Below are 17,163 nucleotides of genomic sequence, written 5' to 3' on the forward strand. Positions count from 1 at the left end.
CACCGCCCATGTCTGCGTTTTTGAGCAGCTTGCGCCGCGAGGCCTGGCGCCTGCGCCAGAGCCCCTGGGACCTGGCCATGGTGAGCTGGGTGCCGCTGCTGGCCGTGGCCCTGATCGCCTGGATTTTTTCCGCCGGCTTGCCCCGGCACTTGCCCATTGGCGTGCTGGACGAAGACCACTCGGCCCTCTCGCGCCAGCTCGTGCGCATGTTGCAGGCCACGCCGGGCCTGAGCGTGGACGAGCGCCCGCTGAACCTGGCCGAGGCCGAGGGCGCGCTGCGCGCCGCCCGCGTGTACGCCGTGGTGCACATCCCGCGCGACTTCGCGCGTGAGGTGAAGCAGGGCCGGGTGGGCGAGGTGACGCTCTTGCACAACGCCCAGCTCGCCACGCATTCGGGCCTGATTCAGCGCGACGTGCGCACCGCCGTGGGCACGCTCTCGGCCGGCGTGGAGATGGCTGCGCGCAACAAGCGGGGCGAAGCAACGCGCAGCGTGCGCGTGAGCATGACGCCCGTGCCCACGCGCCTGCTGGGCCTGTTCAATGTGGCGGGCAACTACGAGCCCTTTCTGGCCTCGGCCCTGGTGCCGGCGCTGCTGCACATCCTGGCCATGACGGCGGGCGCCTGGGCGCTGGGGCGCGAGCTGCGCGACGGCAGCATCGGGCCCTGGCTGGCGGGCGCCTCGCGCGCCCAGGCGGGCGCCGCGCTGGCGGGCAAGCTGGCCATCCCCTGGGCCAGCCTCACGCTGGTGGGCTGGCTGGGGCTGGCCTGGCTGTCGGGCGGGCGTGGCTGGCACCCGCCGGGCAGCATCGCCTGGGTGGCCCTCAGCATGGCGGCCCTGATGGCGGTGTCGGTGGCCGGCGGCGCGGCCCTGGCGGGCCTCACGCGCTCGCTGCGCACCGCCTTGTCGGCCTGCGGCTTTTTCTCGGCGCCGGCCTTCGCCTTCAGTGGCGTGGGTTTTCCGCTGGCGGCCATGTCGCCCGGTGCGCGCGCCTGGGCCGAGGCCATGCCCTACACCCACCACATCCGCCTGCAGATGGACCAGTGGCTGCTGGGCGCGCCGGTGGCGCAGAGCGTGCCCACGGCGCTGGCGCTGTGGGGCGCCGCCGCGGTGCTGATGGCGGTGGCGGTGCTCACCGCGCACCGGGCGGCCGGCCAGCCGGCCAGCTGGGGAGGGCGCTAATGGCCCACGAGATGCCTTGCCCCGCCGACACCGCGCGCAGCCTCTGGCAGGCCTGGTGGCAGGCCCTGCTGGAGGTGGTGCGCGACAAGGGCGTGTTGCTGCTGCTGGCCGGCGCGCCAGTTCTCTACGGCTTTTTCTACCCCTGGTTTTACGGCCCCGAGGTGGTGCAGCGCGTGGCGGTGGCGGTGGTCGATCAGGACGGCAGCGGCCTGTCGCGCCAGATCACCCGCTTCGTGCAGGCCAGCCCGCGCCTGGACCTGCGCTGGGTGGGCAGCGACGAGGCCAGCGCGCAGCGCGCGCTCTTGCGCGGCGAGATCGAGGGTTACCTGCTGCTGCCGCCCGACCTCAAGCGCCACGTGGTGCGCGGCCAGGCGGTCTCGGCCACGGTGCAGGCCAATGCCGCCTACCCCCTGGTGAGCAAGGCGGTGCAACTGGGGTTTGCCGAGGCCGTGGGCACCGCCTCGGCCGGGGTGGAGATGCGCCAGTTGCAGGCGCGTGGCCAGAGCCTGTGGCAGGCCCAGCTCGGGCGCGAGCCGGTGCGCCTGCAGTCGCTGGCGCTGTTCAACCCCATCGAGGGTTACGGCAGCTTCGTGGTGCCGGCGGTGGCGCTCATCATCCTGCAGCAAACCTTGCTGATGGGCGTGGCCATGCGGGTGGCCACCTGGGCCGAGGCGGGCCGCCAGCGCGCCAGCGCGCGGGCCTGGGCCGGGCGCCTGCTGGCGTTTTGCACGCTCGGTGGCATCAGCGGCTTGTTTTACTTCGGCTGGATTTTTCTGATGAACGCCTACCCCAGCGGTGGCAACCCGCTGGGCGCGCTGGTGCTGCTGGCCTGCTACGTGCCGGCCGTGGTGGTGCTGGGCTGCCTGTTGGGCTGGTGGATGGCCAACCGCGAGCGGGTGCTGCAGGTGCTGCTGTTCACCGCCTTGCCCCTGGCGTTTCTGGCCGGCTTTTCCTGGCCGGCCGAGGCCCTGCCAGAGCCGCTGCAGGCGCTGCGCTGGCTGGCGCCCAGTACGGCGGGTATTCAGGCCTCGCTGCGGCTGAACCAACTGGGCGCCTCGTTGGCCGATGTGTGGCCGCAATTGCTCGCGTTGCTGGCCCTGGGCCTGGGGGGCTTGCTGTGGCTGGCCTGGCTGCACCGGCCCTGGGCCCGGCGCCCGGCCTGAGGCCCGCCTTCAGCCCAGGCGCAGCGGCACGAACAGGGTGGCGCCTTCGCGCTGCAGTTGCAGGGCAAAGGCCTTGCCGCCGCGCTGCACCTCGGCCTTCACCTGCTCGGCGCTGTCCACCGGGTGGCCGTTGAGGCCCACCAGCAGGTCGCCCACCTCCACGCCGGCCAGTTCGGCAGCACCACTCACGCCTTCGATCAACAGGCCGTGGGCGCCGTCGTGGGCGCGCTGCTCGCGCGGCGTCAAGGGGCGGATCAGCAGGCCCAGCCGGGTGTCCTGGCGGGTCTGGGCGGTGTCGGTGGGCCGCTGGCCTGGGGCGCGGGCGTCGGTGAGCTCCAGGGTCACGTTCAGGCTGCGCCGCTCGCGCCACAGCGCCAGCGCCACGCGGTCGCCGGGCTGGGCCTGGCCCACGGCGGCGGGCAGGTCGGCCACCTCGTGGATGGGCTCGTCGCCCAGGCGCAGGATCACGTCGCCCGGGCGCAGGCCGGCCTTGTCGGCCGGGCTGCCGGGTTCGATTTCGGCCACCAGCGCGCCATGCGGCGAGCTCAAGCCAAAGGACTCGGCCAGGGTCTGGTCCACGTCCTGGGCGGCCACGCCCAGGCGGGCGTGCTGCGCGTGCCCGGTTTTCATGATCTGGTCCTTCACCTTGAGTGCGATGTCGATGGGAATGGCGAACGAGAGGCCCTCGTAACCGCCGGTGTGGCTGAAGATCTGCGCGTTGATGCCCACCACCTTGCCTTCGGCGCTGAACAGCGGGCCGCCCGAATTGCCGGGGTTGATGGCCGCGTCGGTCTGGATGTAGGGCACCAGGCTGTCGTCGGGCAGGGTGCGCCCCTTGGCGCTGACCACGCCCACGGTGGCGGTGTTCTGAAAGCCAAAGGGCGAGCCGATGGCCAGCACCCATTCGCCCACGCGCAGGTCGCGCTCGCTGCCCAGCGGCACCACGGGCAGTTGGCGGGCGTCGATCTTGAGCACCGCGATGTCGGTGAGCGGGTCGCTGCCCAGCACCCGGGCGCTGAACTCGCGCCGGTCATTGAGCTTCACCGTCACGCGGTCGGCGCCGTCCACCACGTGCGCGTTGGTGAGGATCACGCCGCTCTCGTCCAGGATGAAGCCCGAGCCCACGCCGCGCACCACCTCGTCGGCGGCGTCGGCGCCCCGGCGGCGTGGCTGGGGCCGGCCATCGGGTGACCAGGCCACGCGGCGCGTGCCGGCCACGGTCACGTTCACCACGGCCGCGCTGTGGTCGCGCGCGATGGCAGAGAGGTCGGGCAGGGCGGCTGCGATCGGGGCGGGGCGGGGCTGTGCGCTGGCCGAGGCGGGGTGAGCGGGCCACCAGCGCTCCAGCGGGGCATGGGCCGTGACGGCGCCGCCAAGGGCGCCGGCCAGCAGGGCGGCCCCCATCCAGGGGGCCAGGCGGGCAGGTGAGTGGGCCATGAAATGTCCTTTCCTGAAGCGAGAACAAGGCCGCCGTTGCGCAGGACACGGCAGCAGGTGGGGCCATGGTGCGCCGCGCCCATGGCGTGTTCGCTACCGCGTTGGCGCTCTGCGTTTCGATTGCAACCGGCGCCGGGTCAGTGCGCCGACAGCGGCCACCACGACAGCGCCACGGCCACCGCCATCAGCCCCGTGGCCAGCCAGCCCAGCCACCGCAAGGCGCCGCGCACCGTGTACTGGCGCATCACCTCGGGCTTGGCGGCCAGAAGCATCACCGCCACCATCAGCGGCACGGCGGCCACGCCGTTGGCCACGGCCGCCCAGTACAGCTCTTGCATCGGGTCGCTGGGGGTGAAGCACAGCGCCACGCCGCCCAGGCAGGCCAGCGCCAGCACGCCGTAGAAGCCGCGTCCCTCGCCCCGCTCCAGCCGCAGTGAAAGCGAGGCTGGCCAGCCCGCGAACTCGGCCACGGCGTAGGCGGCCGAGCCCGCCAGCACCGGCACGGCCAGCAGGCCGGTGCCCAGGATGCCCAGCGTGAACAGCGCATAGGCCGCATCGCCGGCCAGGGGGCGCAGGGCCTGTGCGGCCTGGGCGGTGGTGTTCACCTGGGTGATGCCGTTGGCGTGCAAGGTGCCAGCGGCGGACACCACCACGAACCAGGCGATCAGGTTGGACACGAACATGCCCACCCGCGTGTCCCAGGCGATGCGGCGCAGCGCGCGGCGCGTGGGCCAGGGCGCGGTGTGGTCGCGCCGCAGCTCGGCCTCTTGCGCGGCTTGCCAGAAAAACAGATAGGGGCTCAGGGTGGTGCCCAGCAAGGCCACCACCGTCATCACCGCCGTCATCGACGTTTCATGTCCACCCAAGCCAGAGGGCCACACGCTGGCCCACAGGGCGGCGCGCCAGTCCACCTTCATCCACAGGCTCACCAGCACATAGGCCAGCAGGCTCAGGGTGAGCCACTTCAGCCAGCGCACCACCCGGGTGTAAGACAAGAGCACCGGCCACACCACGCACACACCGCCCAACAGCAGCGCCCACAACTGGCTGGGCCCCAGGCCCAGGCCGTGCATCACCTCGCCCATGGCGGCCAGGTCGGCGGCGATGTTCAGCGTGTTGGCGCCCACCAGCAGCAGCACCAGGGCGCCCACCAGCCAGCGCGGCCACACCTGGCGCATGGCACTGGCCAGGCCTTGGCCGCTCACGTGGCCGATGCGCGCACTGATGGACTGAATGGCCACCATCAGCGGCCAGGTGAGCACCACCGTCCACAGCAGGCCATAGCCCATTTGCGCGCCGGCTTGGGTGTAGGTGGCGATGCCGCTGGGGTCGTCGTCGGCGGCCCCGGTGATGAGGCCCGGGCCCAGGGCTTGCCAGCGCTGTCGCAGGCGCTGCCAGCGCGTGCCCCGCGAGGCGTTGTCGCCAATGGCCGATGCCCCGGGGGCGGTGGTGCTCGTGTGTGGCGGGCTCATGGGCAGGCGGTGCTCAGGGCTTGGGCAAAGGCTCGGTGCCTGGCTGGGCACGCGGCGGCCAGGGCAAAGCGGCGATGGCCGCGCCGGCACAGGCCGCGCCCAGCAGCCAGCCGGCCAGCACGTCCGCCGGGAAGTGCACGCCCACCGCCACGCGGCCCCAGCCCACCAGCAGGGCCAGGGCCGGCCCGGCCCAGCGCCAGGCGCTGCCGCGCAGCGCCCACCACCACACGGCGCCCAAGGCGGCGGCCACGGTGCTGTGGGCGCTGGGCAGACTGCTGGTGGCCGCGTGGGCCAGCCACTGGTGGCCCAGGCCCAGCACCTGGGGGCGAGGCAGGTACACGAGATGGGTGATCAGCCGGGCCGCGCCAAAGCCGCCCGCCATGGCCAGGGCGGCCTGGCGGCCCAGGGTTCGCCAGCGGCCACGGCCCAGCACACCGCCCAGCACAATGGCCGCGCCGGTGAGGTTCAGCAACTGGGTGGCCGCCTCTTGCGCCAGCCACACCCACAGCGCCGAGGCCTGGCTGCCCAGGTTGATGGCCAGAAAGGCCTGTTCGTTGAGATTCATGGCGCAACGCGTTGGCAAAGGGCGGAAAAAAGGCCACGCCGACGGATCAGGTCGGGGTGGCCAACATCGGAGGTCAACTCAGGCGCGGGCCTGCCAGGGCCACGCGCGCAATGGGCTTACTGTGCAGGCTGCTTGACGGCGGCCTTCTTGGTGGTCTTCTTGGCCTTGTGGGCCTTCTTGGTGGCCTTCTTCTTCACCGGTGCCTGGGCAGCGGGTTTGGCCGGGGTGGCGGGCGCGGCGGCGGTGGCCGGAGCGGCCGGGGCGGCGGGGGTCGCCGGGGTGGCGGGGGCCTGGGCAAAGGCGGTGGCGCCCAGGGCGGCCAGGGTGGTGGCGATCATCAGTTGGCGGATCTTCATGCTGTGCTCCAAATCGCAGGGTGGGGGTCTTGAGGTCTCTGCTGCGTGTCATCGACCACGGACCCAATGCTCGGGGCGCAGGCGCACGGGCTTGTGTCGTGCGCCTGTGCGCATGTTTCACCTGCAACCTGGCGTGTTGCGCCAGGGAATCAGGCGCCAGCGTCGGCGCGGGGGGCCAGCAAGGGGCCCAAGGCCTCGGCCAGGGCGGCGGCCGACAAGGGCTTGGCCAGCACCTTGTCCACGCCAGCGGCCTGCGCGCGCTGGCTGAAGTCGTCACCACCAAAACCCGTGACCACGGCGGTGCGCAAGCCAGGGGCCAGCGCCTTGCAACGCGTGACCAGCGCCAGGCCGTCCAGCCCCGGCATCATCTGGTCGGTGATGAGCACGTCAAAGGCCGTGGGGTCGGCGCTGAAGGTGGCCCAGGCCTTCTCGGGGTCGGTGAAGCCGCGCGGCTCCAAGCCGAGTTCGGCCAGCCATTCCTCGGCCAGCTCCACCAGCGCGGCCTCGTCGTCCACCACCATCACCACCTGCCCCTGGCCTTGGGGAATCGGCCCGGTTGGCAGCCCGGTGCCAGCGGTGTCGGCCGGTGGCACGGGCAAGTACACATCGATCTCGGTGCCCTCGCCCGGGGCGGTGCGAATGTCCAGCGCGCCTTGCGCGTCGCGCACCATGGCGTGCACCACGGCCAGGCCCAGGCCGGTGCCACCGCTGCCGGTCTTGGTGGTGAAGAAGGGCTCCAGCAGGTGCGGCAGGTCTGGCGCGGCGATGCCGGGCCCGTCGTCCTGCACGCGCAGGCGCAGCCAGCGCCCGGGCGTTAGCCTGCCATGCCACACCAGTTGGGGCTTGGTCACGTCGAGCACTTGCAGGCTCACCTGCACATGGCCCTGCTCGCCCACGGCTTGCACGGCGTTGCGCATGAGGTTCAGGCTGGCCTCGAAGAAGGCCACGCCATCGCCGCGCAGGGCAGGGTCGTCGGCGCCCGGGGCCAGTTCCAGGGCCACGCCGGGGGGGCTGCTGTCGCGGGTGAGCTGCCAGGCCTCTTGCACCAGCGCCTTGGGCCAGTAGGTCTGTGCCTGGCTGGCACCGCTGCGGCTGAAGGCCATCACGCGCTCCACCAGGGTCTTGCCGCGCTCGCCCGCGCGCACGATCTGGTCGAGGTGGCGGCGCAGCGCGCTGCCCTCCGGGGCCTGGGCCTGGGCGCGCTCGCCAAAGCCCAGGATGGCCGCCAGCACGTTGTTGAAGTCGTGCGCCACGCCACCGGCCAGGGTGCCCAGCGCCTCCAGGCGGCGCGCGCGCTGCAACTGCTCATCGAGCAGGCGGGTTTTCTCGGCGGCGGCCACCTCGTCGGACACGTCGTAGGCGGTGCCGGCCACCAGTTGCATCTGCCCCAACGCGTCTTGCAGGGCCTGGCCGCGCACTTGCACGTGGCGCGGCGCGTGGTCGGGCGGGGTGACGAGCACGGTGGCGCTGAAGTCGGCGGTGTGCTCGCGCAGGTGCTGGGCGATGGCCTCTTGCAGGCGCTGCCGCTCGGCGCTGGCCAGGCGCTCGGGCCAGCCCAGGGGCTGATCGGCGGCGGTGGGGGCGTTGGGCTCGAAGCCCAGCAGGGCGCGCATGCGCGGCGAGAGGTAGTGGCGCCGGGTGGCCGGGTTCCATTCCCACAGGCCCTCGCGCGCAGCCAGAAAGGCCCGCGTGGCGCGTTCGCGCTGGCGCTGCAGGTCGCGCTGGCTGTTCTCGCGCCAGCGCTGCTCGCGCGCGTGGCGCAGGCTCAGGCCCCAGGTGACGAGCAAGGCCGAGAGGGCGAAGCTGCCCACCAGCCAGGCCTGGGTGCGCCACTCGCGCAGCACGCCTTGCGTGTCGCGGCTCAGCACCACGGTGAGCGGGGCGCGGCGCATGGTGTGGTCGGCCACCAGCCAGCGCGAGGGCGGGTCGCTGGCCAGCGGCAGCTCGCGCCAGCTCTGCCCCGTGCGCTCGCCGGCCTGGGCCAGCGCCGTGGCCAGGGCCTCGGTGCGCGCCGAGTGCTCGCCCACCAGGGGGCTGCCGTCGCTGCGAAGCACCAGCAGGGCCACGTCGGGCGAGGGGCGGGTGCGCTCGAAGCCGCCGTAGAGCAGGGTGGTGTCGGCGGCCATCACGACCACACCGCCCAGGCGGCCGTTGGCGTCGAACCAGGGCATGGACAGCGGAATCCAGGGGCTGGGCTGGTCGGGCCAGCTCAGCGGCGCGCCCAGGTGGGCGGTGCCGGGCGCGGCGGCCAGGGCGATGCGAAACAGGTCGAGCTGCCGGTAGTCCAGGTCGGGGATGCGGTCGTCGGCGGCGCTGATCACCTCGCCCTGCGTGTCCAGCAAGAGCATCTGCCGCAGCGCCGGCACGGCCGAGCCGCGCGCGCGCAGCAGGGCCTCGGCCACGTCGGTGTCGGCCTCCCAGTTGCCGGCGGCCAGTTCTTCGGCGGTGGCGCGCATGGCGGTTTGCGCGGCCGACAAGGCGCTGTCGGCCTGGTCGGCCAGCGCGGCCGACAGGGCGCCCAGCATGCGGCCCTCACTCTCCAGCGACTGCTGGCGCAGCGTGATGAGGCCGAAGGCCAGCCAGCCGGCCATGAGCAGGGCAATGAACACCGGCACCAGCACGCCACGGTCGGCCATGACGCTGCGCCAGTGCGGCGGCGGCGAGTCGGCGGTGAGGCCGTCGTCCAGGGTGATCTCGGTGGGCTTGGGTGGCTGGGGCATGTCAGCCTCGGTGGGGGCGCGCTACCATCGACCATACCCGATCGCCAGCGCCGCCGCGCCTGCCCCGAGCCCGACCATGACCGCTTTCGACGACGCCCCCGCCCCGGCCCATTCGCCCCACATTCTGGTGGTCGATGACGACCCCGCGCTGCGCGAACTGCTCACCGGTTACCTGGGCGAGGCCGACATGCGCGTGACCGCGGTGGAGAGCGGCCGGCGCATGGCCGAGGTGTTCGACCAGGAAGCCATTGACCTGGTGGTGCTTGACCTTCGCCTGCCTGGCGAAGACGGCATGGTGCTGGCGCGCAAGCTGCGCGAGCGCGCCTCGGTGCCGCTGGTGCTGCTCACCGGCAAGGCCGAAGAGGCCGACCGCGTGATGGGCCTGGAACTCGGCGCCGACGACTACGTCACCAAGCCCTTCAGCCCGCGCGAGCTGCTGGCGCGCATCCGCGCCGTGCTGCGCCGCTACCAGCGCCCACCCGAGCAGACCGTGCGCGACGACAAGCGCCGCGCTTTTCGCTTCGCCGGCTGGGAGTTGAACCTGCGCACCCGCCGCCTGGGCGCGCCCGATGGCCGCAAGCTGGAGCTGAGCAACAACGAGTTCAGCCTGCTGGTGGCCTTTTGCTCGGCGCCGCAGCGCGTGCTCAGCCGCGACCAGTTGCTTGACCTCTCGCGCCTGCACAGCGCCGAGGTGTACGACCGCACCATCGACGTGCAGATCCTGCGCCTGCGCCGCAAGATCGAGCGCGACCACAGCAAGCCCGAGCTCATCGTGACCGAGCGCGGCGCTGGCTACCTGTTCACCCCGAGCGTCGAGACCTTGTACTGACATCGTCGCCCGCCGCCGGGGCCTGGCCGCTGGCGTCTTGGCGCTGCGGTGCGCCCGCGCCGCGTGGCCGGCGCGCCAGCCGCACCAGCGCCATCACCAGCCAGGCGAACAGACCACCCGCCAACGCGGCCAGGCCGATGTGCCACCAGGTCTGCAGCCGGTGCGCGCGCAAGCTGGTGCGGGTGGGGGCGGGCGCCTTGTGGGCCACGGCCCGTCCCGTGTCGGGTGCTGCCTTGCCATGGCCTGGTTCGCCCGGCAGGGGGCCAGGCGTCACCTGCACCACCCCGTTGGCCGAGGTGGCGGGCGGCGCTGCGCTGGCCATGCCCGTGCCGCAGGCCCAGGCCAGGCAAGCGCCCAGCAAGGCGTGCCGCAGCGCCGGGCGACGGCGCGCGGGCGCAGTTGGGGCGAACGGCTGAGGGGCAGGCATGGCGGGTGTGCGGCGGGTCAATGGGTTGGCCAGTGTGCGGTCGCCAGGTGGCGGCTTCATGTCGGGCGGCCGGCCCTTTTCTGACAGATGCAACACAAGCCTGGCCGGCGATCACGCCCGCGCGCGCCGTCTCAGTCAGGCCAGCGCAGTTGCTCGCCCTTGTGCGCCACCTCGCGCCACTGGGCGTGGTCGGGCAGCGGCGCCTGCCGCTGGCGAATGGACTGGGCGCCCGGGTGCCGGGCCAGGCGGGCGTTGAGCTCGATGTAGGGGCGCTGCGCGTCGTTGGCTTCGCTGGCGTTCACGATGGCGTCCACCGGGCATTCGGGCACGCACACCGAGCAGTCGATGCAGCCCGTGGGGTCGATCGCCACGAAGTTCGGCCCTTCCACGAAGCAGTCCATCGGGCACACCTGCACGCAGTCGGTGTATTTGCACTGAATGCAGGGCTCGGTGACGATGAAAGGCATGGCGGGTGATCAGGGAAAACCCGCAATCATCCGCCATGCCGAATGGCCGCGTGTGGTGGGCGGCCTTTGGCGGCAGGGCCGCCAGTGGGCGTCAGGCCTTGGGGCGGTGCTTTTCGATCAGTGCCTGACCGGCTTCGTACAGCTTCTTGCCGTCCTGGCCGCGCTTGTTCATGTCCTGAATCCAGGTGTCGATGACGCCAGCGGTTTTGCGCATGAACTGGTCGAACTCGCTCTTGTCGAGCGCGGTCACGGTGCTGCCCTTCTCGATCACCATCTTGCGCACCGGGTCGTCGCCACCCGCAATGATGCGGCCCGACAGGCCGGAGAACTCCAGGCCGGAGTTTTTGTCGATGATCTTCTGCAGGTCAGCCGGCAGCGCCTGGTATCGCTTCTTGTTCATCACCATGAACTGGGTGCTGTTGTTGTAGCCCGGCAGTCCCTTGGCGAACTCGGTGTGGAAAGACGTGAGCTCGTTGAGCTTGGCCGGCGGCACGGTGTCCCAGGGCACCACGGCGCCTTCAATCACGCCCTTGGACAGCGCATCGGGCACCTGCGGCAGCGGCATGCCCACCGGAATCGCGCCCAGGGCGTTCAGGATCTGGGTGGACGTGCGCGAGGCGCCGCGGATCTTCACGCCCTTGAAATCGGCAACCGATTTCAGCGCCTTGGTGCGGGTGTGCACCACGTTCAGGCCGTGGTTGTGCAGAGCGAGCACGTGCACGTCCTTGAAGTCGCCCATGGCGTGCTGCATGGCGAATTCCCACAGGGCCTTGGACGAGCCTTCGCCGTCGTAGGTGAAGCCGGGCAGTTCGAACAGCTCGATGGTGGGCAGGCGGCCAGCGGCGTAGCCCGAGAGCGCGAAGCTGATGTCGGACACGCCATCGCGGGCCTGGTCAAAGAGCTGCGCGGGCGTGCCGCCGAGCTGCATGGAGGGGTAGGGCTCGAACTTCAGGCGGCCACCCGATTCCTTCTCGATCCTCTCCATCCACGGCTTGTGGATGTTGGCGTACACGTTTGACGTGTTGGGCATGAAGGTGCTGAAGCGCAGCTTGTGCACCTCTTGCGCGCGAAGGTTCAAGAAGGGCGCGGCCAGCAAGCCGGCGCCTGCGCCTTGGATGAGGGTTCTGCGTCCGATCATGGTTGTCTCCTGTTTGTGGGGCGAGAAATAGCACCCGGTGCGGATGCCGGTGGTGGGAAAAGGGGGCGTTGAAGAAGCGGCGGGCCGTGCTCAGGGCAGGGTGTCGGCCAGGTGGCGCTTGATGACCACGGGCTTGCCGCCGTACTGGCGTTTGCTCATCCAGGCGGCCAGGGCCGAGTCCATGTAGTCGGCGTGGCCCGGGAACCAGGCCAGCAGGTGCTCGGCCAACTGGTGGGCCAGGGTTTCATTGGCGCGGCCTTCGCGCAGCGCCTGCTCTACCTCGGTGAGCGAGCGCAGCACCGCGTCGTGCTCGTCGATGTGGCATTGGCCCGAAGGAAAGCCGGTGCTGCGCATCCAGCCGTTTTCCTGCTCGAAGTGCTCACGGGCATGGCGGTCCACAGCGGCCAGTGCGTCCAGCGCGGTGTCGGCCTGGCAGGTCAGCAGGCGAAAGACCACCTCGTAGAACTCGCGGTGGGTCTCATCCATGGGGCCGTAGCCCAGCAGGCGGTCGTCATTCCACAGCACACCCGCGTGGCCCAACGACGTGCCTTGTTCCGACTTGTCCATCTTTTCTCACTTTCCCGGGGCTCTATTCCGGTTTGTATTCGTCCACCAGCGCAATATTGCTCACCATGCGGCGCAGGTATTCGCACAATTGCGATTGCTCTTTCTCGTCAAATCCGGTGAGCAGCAGTTTTTCTCGCTGGCGCGCGGTTTTGAGAATGCGGTTGTAGGTTTCAATTCCCTGGGGCGTGAGCTTGATGGCACGCTCCCATTTTGATGGCTGGATTTCCACCAGGCCTTTGCTTTCCATGTCGCGCAGGCTGCGGCTGATCACCGTGAGGTGAATGGCCGACTGCTGGCTGATCGTCTTGGCTGAGGCGTCTGGCGTGCGTGCCAGCACCACCATGATGCGCCATTCGTTGATGCCGACGCCGTAATTCCGCAAATAGAGGGTGGAGGCGCCGGAGGTCAATCGATTGTTCAATACGTTGAGCAATGAAGGCACGTATTGCTGCGTATCGATCGTGGCGATATCGGCGGTGTTTTCCATGGGTTTCAATTCCAGGTCAGAGGTCAAGAATGAGCCTGGATGATAGCGAGCCGGAACAGCAAATCATCATGCTTTTGTTCTCGGCTTTTTCCTGTTTCGAGAGCACCAGATCGCGGTGGTCGGGCAGGCCGTCGATCACGCGCACCTCGCAGGCCGCGCAGACGCCTTCCTTGCAGGCGTGGGCCACCTGAATGCCGGCTTGCTCCACCACTTCCAGGATGGTCTGGCCCTTGGGCACTTGCAGCGTTTTGCCCGACTTGGCCAGTTCCACCGTGAAGGCCTCATCGGCACCGGTGGGCGCCACGCCCTCGAAGAACTCCACGTGCACGGTGTCGCTGGGGCGCTGCTGGCCAGCCGCCAGGAAGCCGTCGATCATTTTTTGCGGACCGCAGCAATAGAAGTGCGTGCCGGCGGGCGCGTCGCGAAACACCTGTTGCAGGTCGATGTAGCGGCGTTGCGGGTCGTCGCCAAAGCTGAAGTGCACTTGCCCATGGCCGGCGGCCGCCAGGGCGGCCAGTTCCTCGCGGAAAGCGGCCGTGGCGGCGCGTCGCGCGGCGTAGTGCAGCGTCCAGGGGCGGCCCAGGCGCGTCAGGCGCTGCGCCATGGCCCACAGTGGCGTGATGCCGATGCCACCGGCCACCAGCACGGTGTGCGGCGCGTCTTCCACCAGCGCGAAGTGGTTGGCCGGGGGAGAGATGGCGATGGTCTGGCCGGCGCTCACCTGCTCGAACAGAAAGCGCGAGCCGCCGCGGCTGTTGGGGTCAAGCGCCACGGCCACCTGGTAGGCGTTGGCGGCGTCCTGGTTGTTGTAGAGCGAGTACGAGCGCACCAGATCAGGTGCCAGGTGCAGGTCAATGTGGGCGCCGGCGGTGAAGGCGGGCAGCTCGGTGCCCTCCACCGGCACGAGTTCGAACGCCCGCACGCCATCGGCGAGGTCGTCAATGCGTTGAACGCGGACGTTGAGCTTGTTCGAAACCATGGATGTGAAAACTCAGAAAGGTCGGTGAAGGGCTCAGGCCACCTGGGGCTCAGTGGCGGCGGACCTGGCTTGGGCAGCGTTCCAGGGCACCACGTCGAAGGCCTGGCCCGTGACGCCGGCGCCGTCTTGCGCCGCCAGGTACAGGCACACCGGCACCACGTGCTCAGGCGCCAGCAAGTCGGAGAAAAAGCCCAGCTTCGCGCGCCCCTCGGCCAGATCGTCCGAGCCGGTGGTGCGCGTGGCGCCGGGGAAGATCACGTTCACGGCCACGTTCTGCGCCTTCACCTCTTCTGCCAGGTAGAAAGAGAGGCTGGTGAAGGCCGCCTTGGTAGCGTCGTAGGGCTGGTTCATCAGGTGCGGGTGGTTGCCCGCCGAGACGCCGCCGCCCAGGTCGTGTGTCAGGCTGCCATTGGCCGACACGTTGATCACGCTGCCGCTGCGCTGGGCCAGCATGGGCTGGATGAAGCGGCGGATCACCTTCAGTGAGCCCACCACGTTCACTTGGTACATGCGCTCCCAGTGGCTGTCTTGCGTGCCCAGCACGGTGCAGGCACCGCTGTCGGGATAGAAGTCGCGCTGGCGCATGGCGGCGTTGTTGATCAGCACGTCCACCGTGCCGAAGCGCGCCATGGCCTGCGCATGGGCGGCGTCGATTTCGCTGTCTTGCGTGATGTCGCACGACAAGGGCAGGGCGCCCAGGGCCAGCAGCTCGTCGCGAAACGCGCTGGTGTTGTCCCAGCTGCGGTCCAGTGCAACCACGCGCATGCCGTGGGCCAGGCAGGCGCGGCTGAGGCTTTCGCCGATGCCGCGCGCGGCACCGGTGATGACCACGACCTTGCCTTGAAGAGAGTGGGCCATGTGGCGTCCTTCTGCTGTGGGGGCTCAGCCGGCGATGCGAACGGCTTCCTTCAGGCGGGCCTCATAGACCTCCTGCCAGGAATCCACCTTGTCCACCAGCATCTCGCCGCTGCGGGCAAGCTGGTACACGAACGGGTCGTTCACGCCGGGAGGCGGGGTGCCGTCGGTGGCCAGGGCACGGGCAGCGCGCAGCAGGCGGCGGCGGGTGCGGGCGATCATGATGTCGCTGGGCGACAGGTGCTCGCGGGAGCGATCGGTGATCTCGCCCATCGAGTCGGTCATGGCCTGGTCTTGCATGCCGATGTTGGCGATGCCGGTGTAGATTCGGTTGGTGCGCTGGGCCTCGCGGTCGATCAGGTAGTCGTTCGCCAGGTTCTGCACCGTGCGGTAGCGGCCCAGCCAGTCGGTGGTGTTGGGCAGCAGCTCCAGCGGGGCCACGCCGGGCAGCTCTTCGCCGCTCTTCATGGGGCGGAAGGTCGGCGGGCGACGCTTCCAGGTGATGGTCACCGACATGGTGTGCGTGTCGTCCAGCGGCACCCAGGCGCGCGAGAACAGGTTGGTGTCGAACTCACCCTGCGGGGCCTGCGTCCAGAAGGGGAACATGAAGTTCGCGAAGCGCAGGTACTTGCCGCCACCATCGGCGTCTTTGAAGGCGCAGTAGGTGGTGCCCCAGGGCGCGTCGCTCACCTCCAGCTCGGGGCGGCGGTTGGCCACCACGTACTTCATCGGGTCAGAGGCTTCCAGCTGCTCGGGCTCCACGTTGCCCACGTGCAGGAAGGCCAGGTGCGAGGTGTCGATGTCGCCTTCCAGACACTGCAGGTAGTTGCTCTCGCGCATGGCGAACTCAAGCTCGATCTCGCCCTCGCCGGCTTCCATCACCTCGATGCGCGGCGTGGCCGGAATCTGGCTCTGGTCGCCCATGAACACCCACACGATGCCGTGCTTCTCGAAGGTGGCGTAGGCGGTGTTCTTCACCTTCTGGCGGAAGGCATCGCCGTTGGGGATGTTGGGCACGTCAATGCACTGGCCCGTGGCGTCGAACTTCCAGCCGTGGTACACGCAGCGCATGCCGCCTTCTTCGTTGCGGCCATAGAAGAGCGAAGCGTTGCGGTGCGAGCAGCGGTGGTCCATCACGCCCACCGAGCCGTTCGGGCTGCGGTACGCGATCAGCTTTTCGCCCAGCAGCAGCAGGCGAACGGGGGCACCGCCGGCCTCCAACTCGTTCGATTGCAGCGCCGGCAGCCAGTACTGGCGCATCAGCTTGCCCATGACGGTGCCCGGGCCGACCCGCGTCATTTCCTCGTTGTCTCGTTGCATCGCGTCGTTGCTCATCGTCTTCTCCTGTGGTGTGCGGTGCCCGTTCCGGTCTCGGCGTCAGGCGGCTGGTTTTTCCTTTGTTGCTCTTGCAGTTGGTATTGCATGTGCAATTGCAAATGCAATGTACATAAAGACCGGTTTTTTCCTCTGAGGGATTTCCCTATGTTCTGAACCAGGCCCCCGCCGTCGCCACAATCCGCGCATGCCCACGCCCGACGCTCGCCCCCGCCTGTGCCTTGTCACCCCCGCCTTCGCTGACGCCAACAACGGCAACTGGCAGACCGCGCAGCGCTGGGCCCGGCTGCTGGCCCCGGCCTGGCGGGTGCGCCTGGCGCGCGAGTGGCCCGATGGCGAGCCGGCCGATGCGCTGCTGGCCTTGCACGCGCGCCGCTCGGCCGCCTCGGTGGCGGCCTGGGCCGAGGCCCACCCCGATCGCCCGCTGTTGCTGGCCCTCACCGGCACCGACCTCTACCGCGACATCGCCACCGACGCCGCCGCGCAGCGCTCGCTGGCCCTGGCGCACCGGCTCATCGTCCTGCAGGAGCGCGCGCCCCTCACCGTGCCCGAGCGATGGCGCGACAAGTGCCGGGTGGTGTTCCCCTCGGGCACCGCGTGGCGCACCTTGCCCAAGACCGACCGCCACCTGCGCGTGGTGGTGCTGGGCCACCTGCGCGCCGAAAAAGCACCCGAGGTGGTGTTCGAGGCCGCGCGCGCCCTTGCGCCCGGCGAGGGCATCCGGATCGACCACATCGGCGCCGCGCTGGAGCCCGCCTGGGCCGAGGCCGCCCGGGCCACCGCCGCCGCCTGCCCGCACTACCGCTGGCTGGGCGGCCTGCCGCACGTGGCCGCGCGCCGGCGCCTGCAGCGCGCCCACCTGCTGCTGCACCCCAGCGCCATGGAGGGCGGCGCGCACGCCGTGATGGAGGCCGTGCTCAGCGGCACGCCGGTGCTGGCCTCGCGGGTGGACGGCAACGTGGGCATGCTGGGCGATGCCTACGCCGGCTATTTCCCGCCTGGTGACGTGCCCGCGCTGGTGGCGCGCCTGCGCCAACTGCGCCAGGAAATGGCCGCCCCGCGCGGCGCCCTGGCGGCACTGCAAGCACAATGCGGGGAGCGCGCGGCCCTGTTTCGGCCCGACACCGAACAAGCCCGCCTGATCGATTGCCTGGCCGGCTGGCCCTGAGCCCCGGCCCTCTGGAG

17 protein-coding genes are annotated in these 17,163 nt (G+C 70.3%); 4 read left to right on the forward strand and 13 right to left on the reverse strand.

From position 1 onward, the window contains the following. The first annotated feature begins 8 nt into the window (after positions 1-8). Both ACE3RQ_RS09780 and ACE3RQ_RS09785 read left to right on the forward strand, forming a co-directional pair. Positions 9-1,181, forward strand: a complete 1,173-nt coding sequence (locus tag ACE3RQ_RS09780; RefSeq protein ID WP_374521785.1) for an ABC transporter permease — start codon at positions 9-11, stop codon at positions 1,179-1,181. Continuing rightward, positions 1,181-2,344 (forward strand): ABC transporter permease, encoded by a 1,164-nt coding sequence (locus ACE3RQ_RS09785; RefSeq protein ID WP_374521786.1) that lies wholly within the window; start codon positions 1,181-1,183, stop codon positions 2,342-2,344. The genes ACE3RQ_RS09780 and ACE3RQ_RS09785 overlap by 1 nt, the downstream gene beginning before the upstream one ends. Positions 2,345-2,353: 9 nt before the next feature. Here the strand turns inward: ACE3RQ_RS09785 and ACE3RQ_RS09790 are convergent, their stop codons facing one another. The 5 genes from ACE3RQ_RS09790 to ACE3RQ_RS09810 form a co-directional block, all read right to left on the reverse strand. Then, on the reverse strand, positions 2,354-3,781 hold the full coding sequence (locus tag ACE3RQ_RS09790; protein WP_374521787.1) for a Do family serine endopeptidase: 1,428 nt from the start codon (positions 3,779-3,781) through the stop codon (positions 2,354-2,356). Between the two features lie 137 nt (positions 3,782-3,918). Then, positions 3,919-5,253 carry an NRAMP family divalent metal transporter gene (locus ACE3RQ_RS09795; RefSeq protein ID WP_374521788.1) on the reverse strand — a complete coding sequence of 445 codons (1,335 nt, stop codon included), beginning with the start codon at positions 5,251-5,253 and terminating at the stop codon, positions 3,919-3,921. A gap of 13 nt (positions 5,254-5,266) precedes the next feature. After that, positions 5,267-5,818, reverse strand: a complete 552-nt coding sequence (locus ACE3RQ_RS09800) for a phosphatase PAP2 family protein (protein ID WP_374521789.1) — start codon at positions 5,816-5,818, stop codon at positions 5,267-5,269. Between the two features lie 116 nt (positions 5,819-5,934). Beyond that, positions 5,935-6,174, reverse strand: coding sequence for a hypothetical protein (locus tag ACE3RQ_RS09805; protein WP_374521790.1), 240 nt, complete (start codon positions 6,172-6,174; stop codon positions 5,935-5,937). Positions 6,175-6,323: 149 nt separating this feature from the next. Next, positions 6,324-8,894 carry an ATP-binding protein gene (locus ACE3RQ_RS09810; RefSeq protein WP_374521791.1) on the reverse strand — a complete coding sequence of 857 codons (2,571 nt, stop codon included), beginning with the start codon at positions 8,892-8,894 and terminating at the stop codon, positions 6,324-6,326. 76 nt (positions 8,895-8,970) lie between these two features. Between ACE3RQ_RS09810 and ACE3RQ_RS09815 the strand changes: the two genes are divergently transcribed. Next, the gene (locus ACE3RQ_RS09815; protein WP_374521792.1) at positions 8,971-9,723 is read left to right on the forward strand and encodes a response regulator; all 753 of its coding nucleotides are present in this window, start codon (positions 8,971-8,973) and stop codon (positions 9,721-9,723) included. On the opposite strand, the gene ACE3RQ_RS09820 is transcribed toward ACE3RQ_RS09815, so the two are convergent. The 8 genes from ACE3RQ_RS09820 to ACE3RQ_RS09855 form a co-directional block, all read right to left on the reverse strand. Further along, positions 9,695-10,150 (reverse strand): hypothetical protein, encoded by a 456-nt coding sequence (locus ACE3RQ_RS09820; RefSeq protein ID WP_374521793.1) that lies wholly within the window; start codon positions 10,148-10,150, stop codon positions 9,695-9,697. The two genes, ACE3RQ_RS09815 and ACE3RQ_RS09820, sit on opposite strands and share 29 nt — an antisense overlap. A 131-nt stretch (positions 10,151-10,281) precedes the next feature. Next, a complete protein-coding gene (gene fdxA / locus ACE3RQ_RS09825; protein WP_374521794.1) occupies positions 10,282-10,617 on the reverse strand; it encodes a ferredoxin FdxA in 336 nt (111 codons plus the stop codon). 91 nt (positions 10,618-10,708) lie between these two features. Beyond that, entirely contained in the window at positions 10,709-11,755 is a 1,047-nt protein-coding gene (locus tag ACE3RQ_RS09830; protein ID WP_374521795.1) for a TRAP transporter substrate-binding protein, read from the reverse strand. Between the two features lie 90 nt (positions 11,756-11,845). Then, the gene (locus tag ACE3RQ_RS09835; RefSeq protein ID WP_374521796.1) at positions 11,846-12,322 is read right to left on the reverse strand and encodes a bacteriohemerythrin; all 477 of its coding nucleotides are present in this window, start codon (positions 12,320-12,322) and stop codon (positions 11,846-11,848) included. 22 nt (positions 12,323-12,344) lie between these two features. Next, entirely contained in the window at positions 12,345-12,809 is a 465-nt protein-coding gene (locus ACE3RQ_RS09840) for a MarR family winged helix-turn-helix transcriptional regulator (RefSeq protein WP_374521797.1), read from the reverse strand. Positions 12,810-12,825: 16 nt separating this feature from the next. After that, positions 12,826-13,788 carry a 2Fe-2S iron-sulfur cluster-binding protein gene (locus ACE3RQ_RS09845; protein WP_374521798.1) on the reverse strand — a complete coding sequence of 321 codons (963 nt, stop codon included), beginning with the start codon at positions 13,786-13,788 and terminating at the stop codon, positions 12,826-12,828. A gap of 33 nt (positions 13,789-13,821) precedes the next feature. Then, entirely contained in the window at positions 13,822-14,646 is an 825-nt protein-coding gene (locus tag ACE3RQ_RS09850; protein ID WP_374521799.1) for an SDR family NAD(P)-dependent oxidoreductase, read from the reverse strand. A 24-nt stretch (positions 14,647-14,670) separates the two neighbouring features. Further along, entirely contained in the window at positions 14,671-15,978 is a 1,308-nt protein-coding gene (locus ACE3RQ_RS09855) for a Rieske 2Fe-2S domain-containing protein (RefSeq protein ID WP_374521800.1), read from the reverse strand. Positions 15,979-16,165: 187 nt separating this feature from the next. Between ACE3RQ_RS09855 and senB the strand changes: the two genes are divergently transcribed. Beyond that, positions 16,166-17,146, forward strand: a complete 981-nt coding sequence (gene senB / locus ACE3RQ_RS09860; RefSeq protein ID WP_374521801.1) for a selenoneine biosynthesis selenosugar synthase SenB — start codon at positions 16,166-16,168, stop codon at positions 17,144-17,146. Positions 17,147-17,163: the final 17 nt, after the last annotated feature.

The organism is Hydrogenophaga sp., assembly GCF_041913525.1.
Lineage (GTDB): Bacteria > Pseudomonadota > Gammaproteobacteria > Burkholderiales > Burkholderiaceae_C > Hydrogenophaga.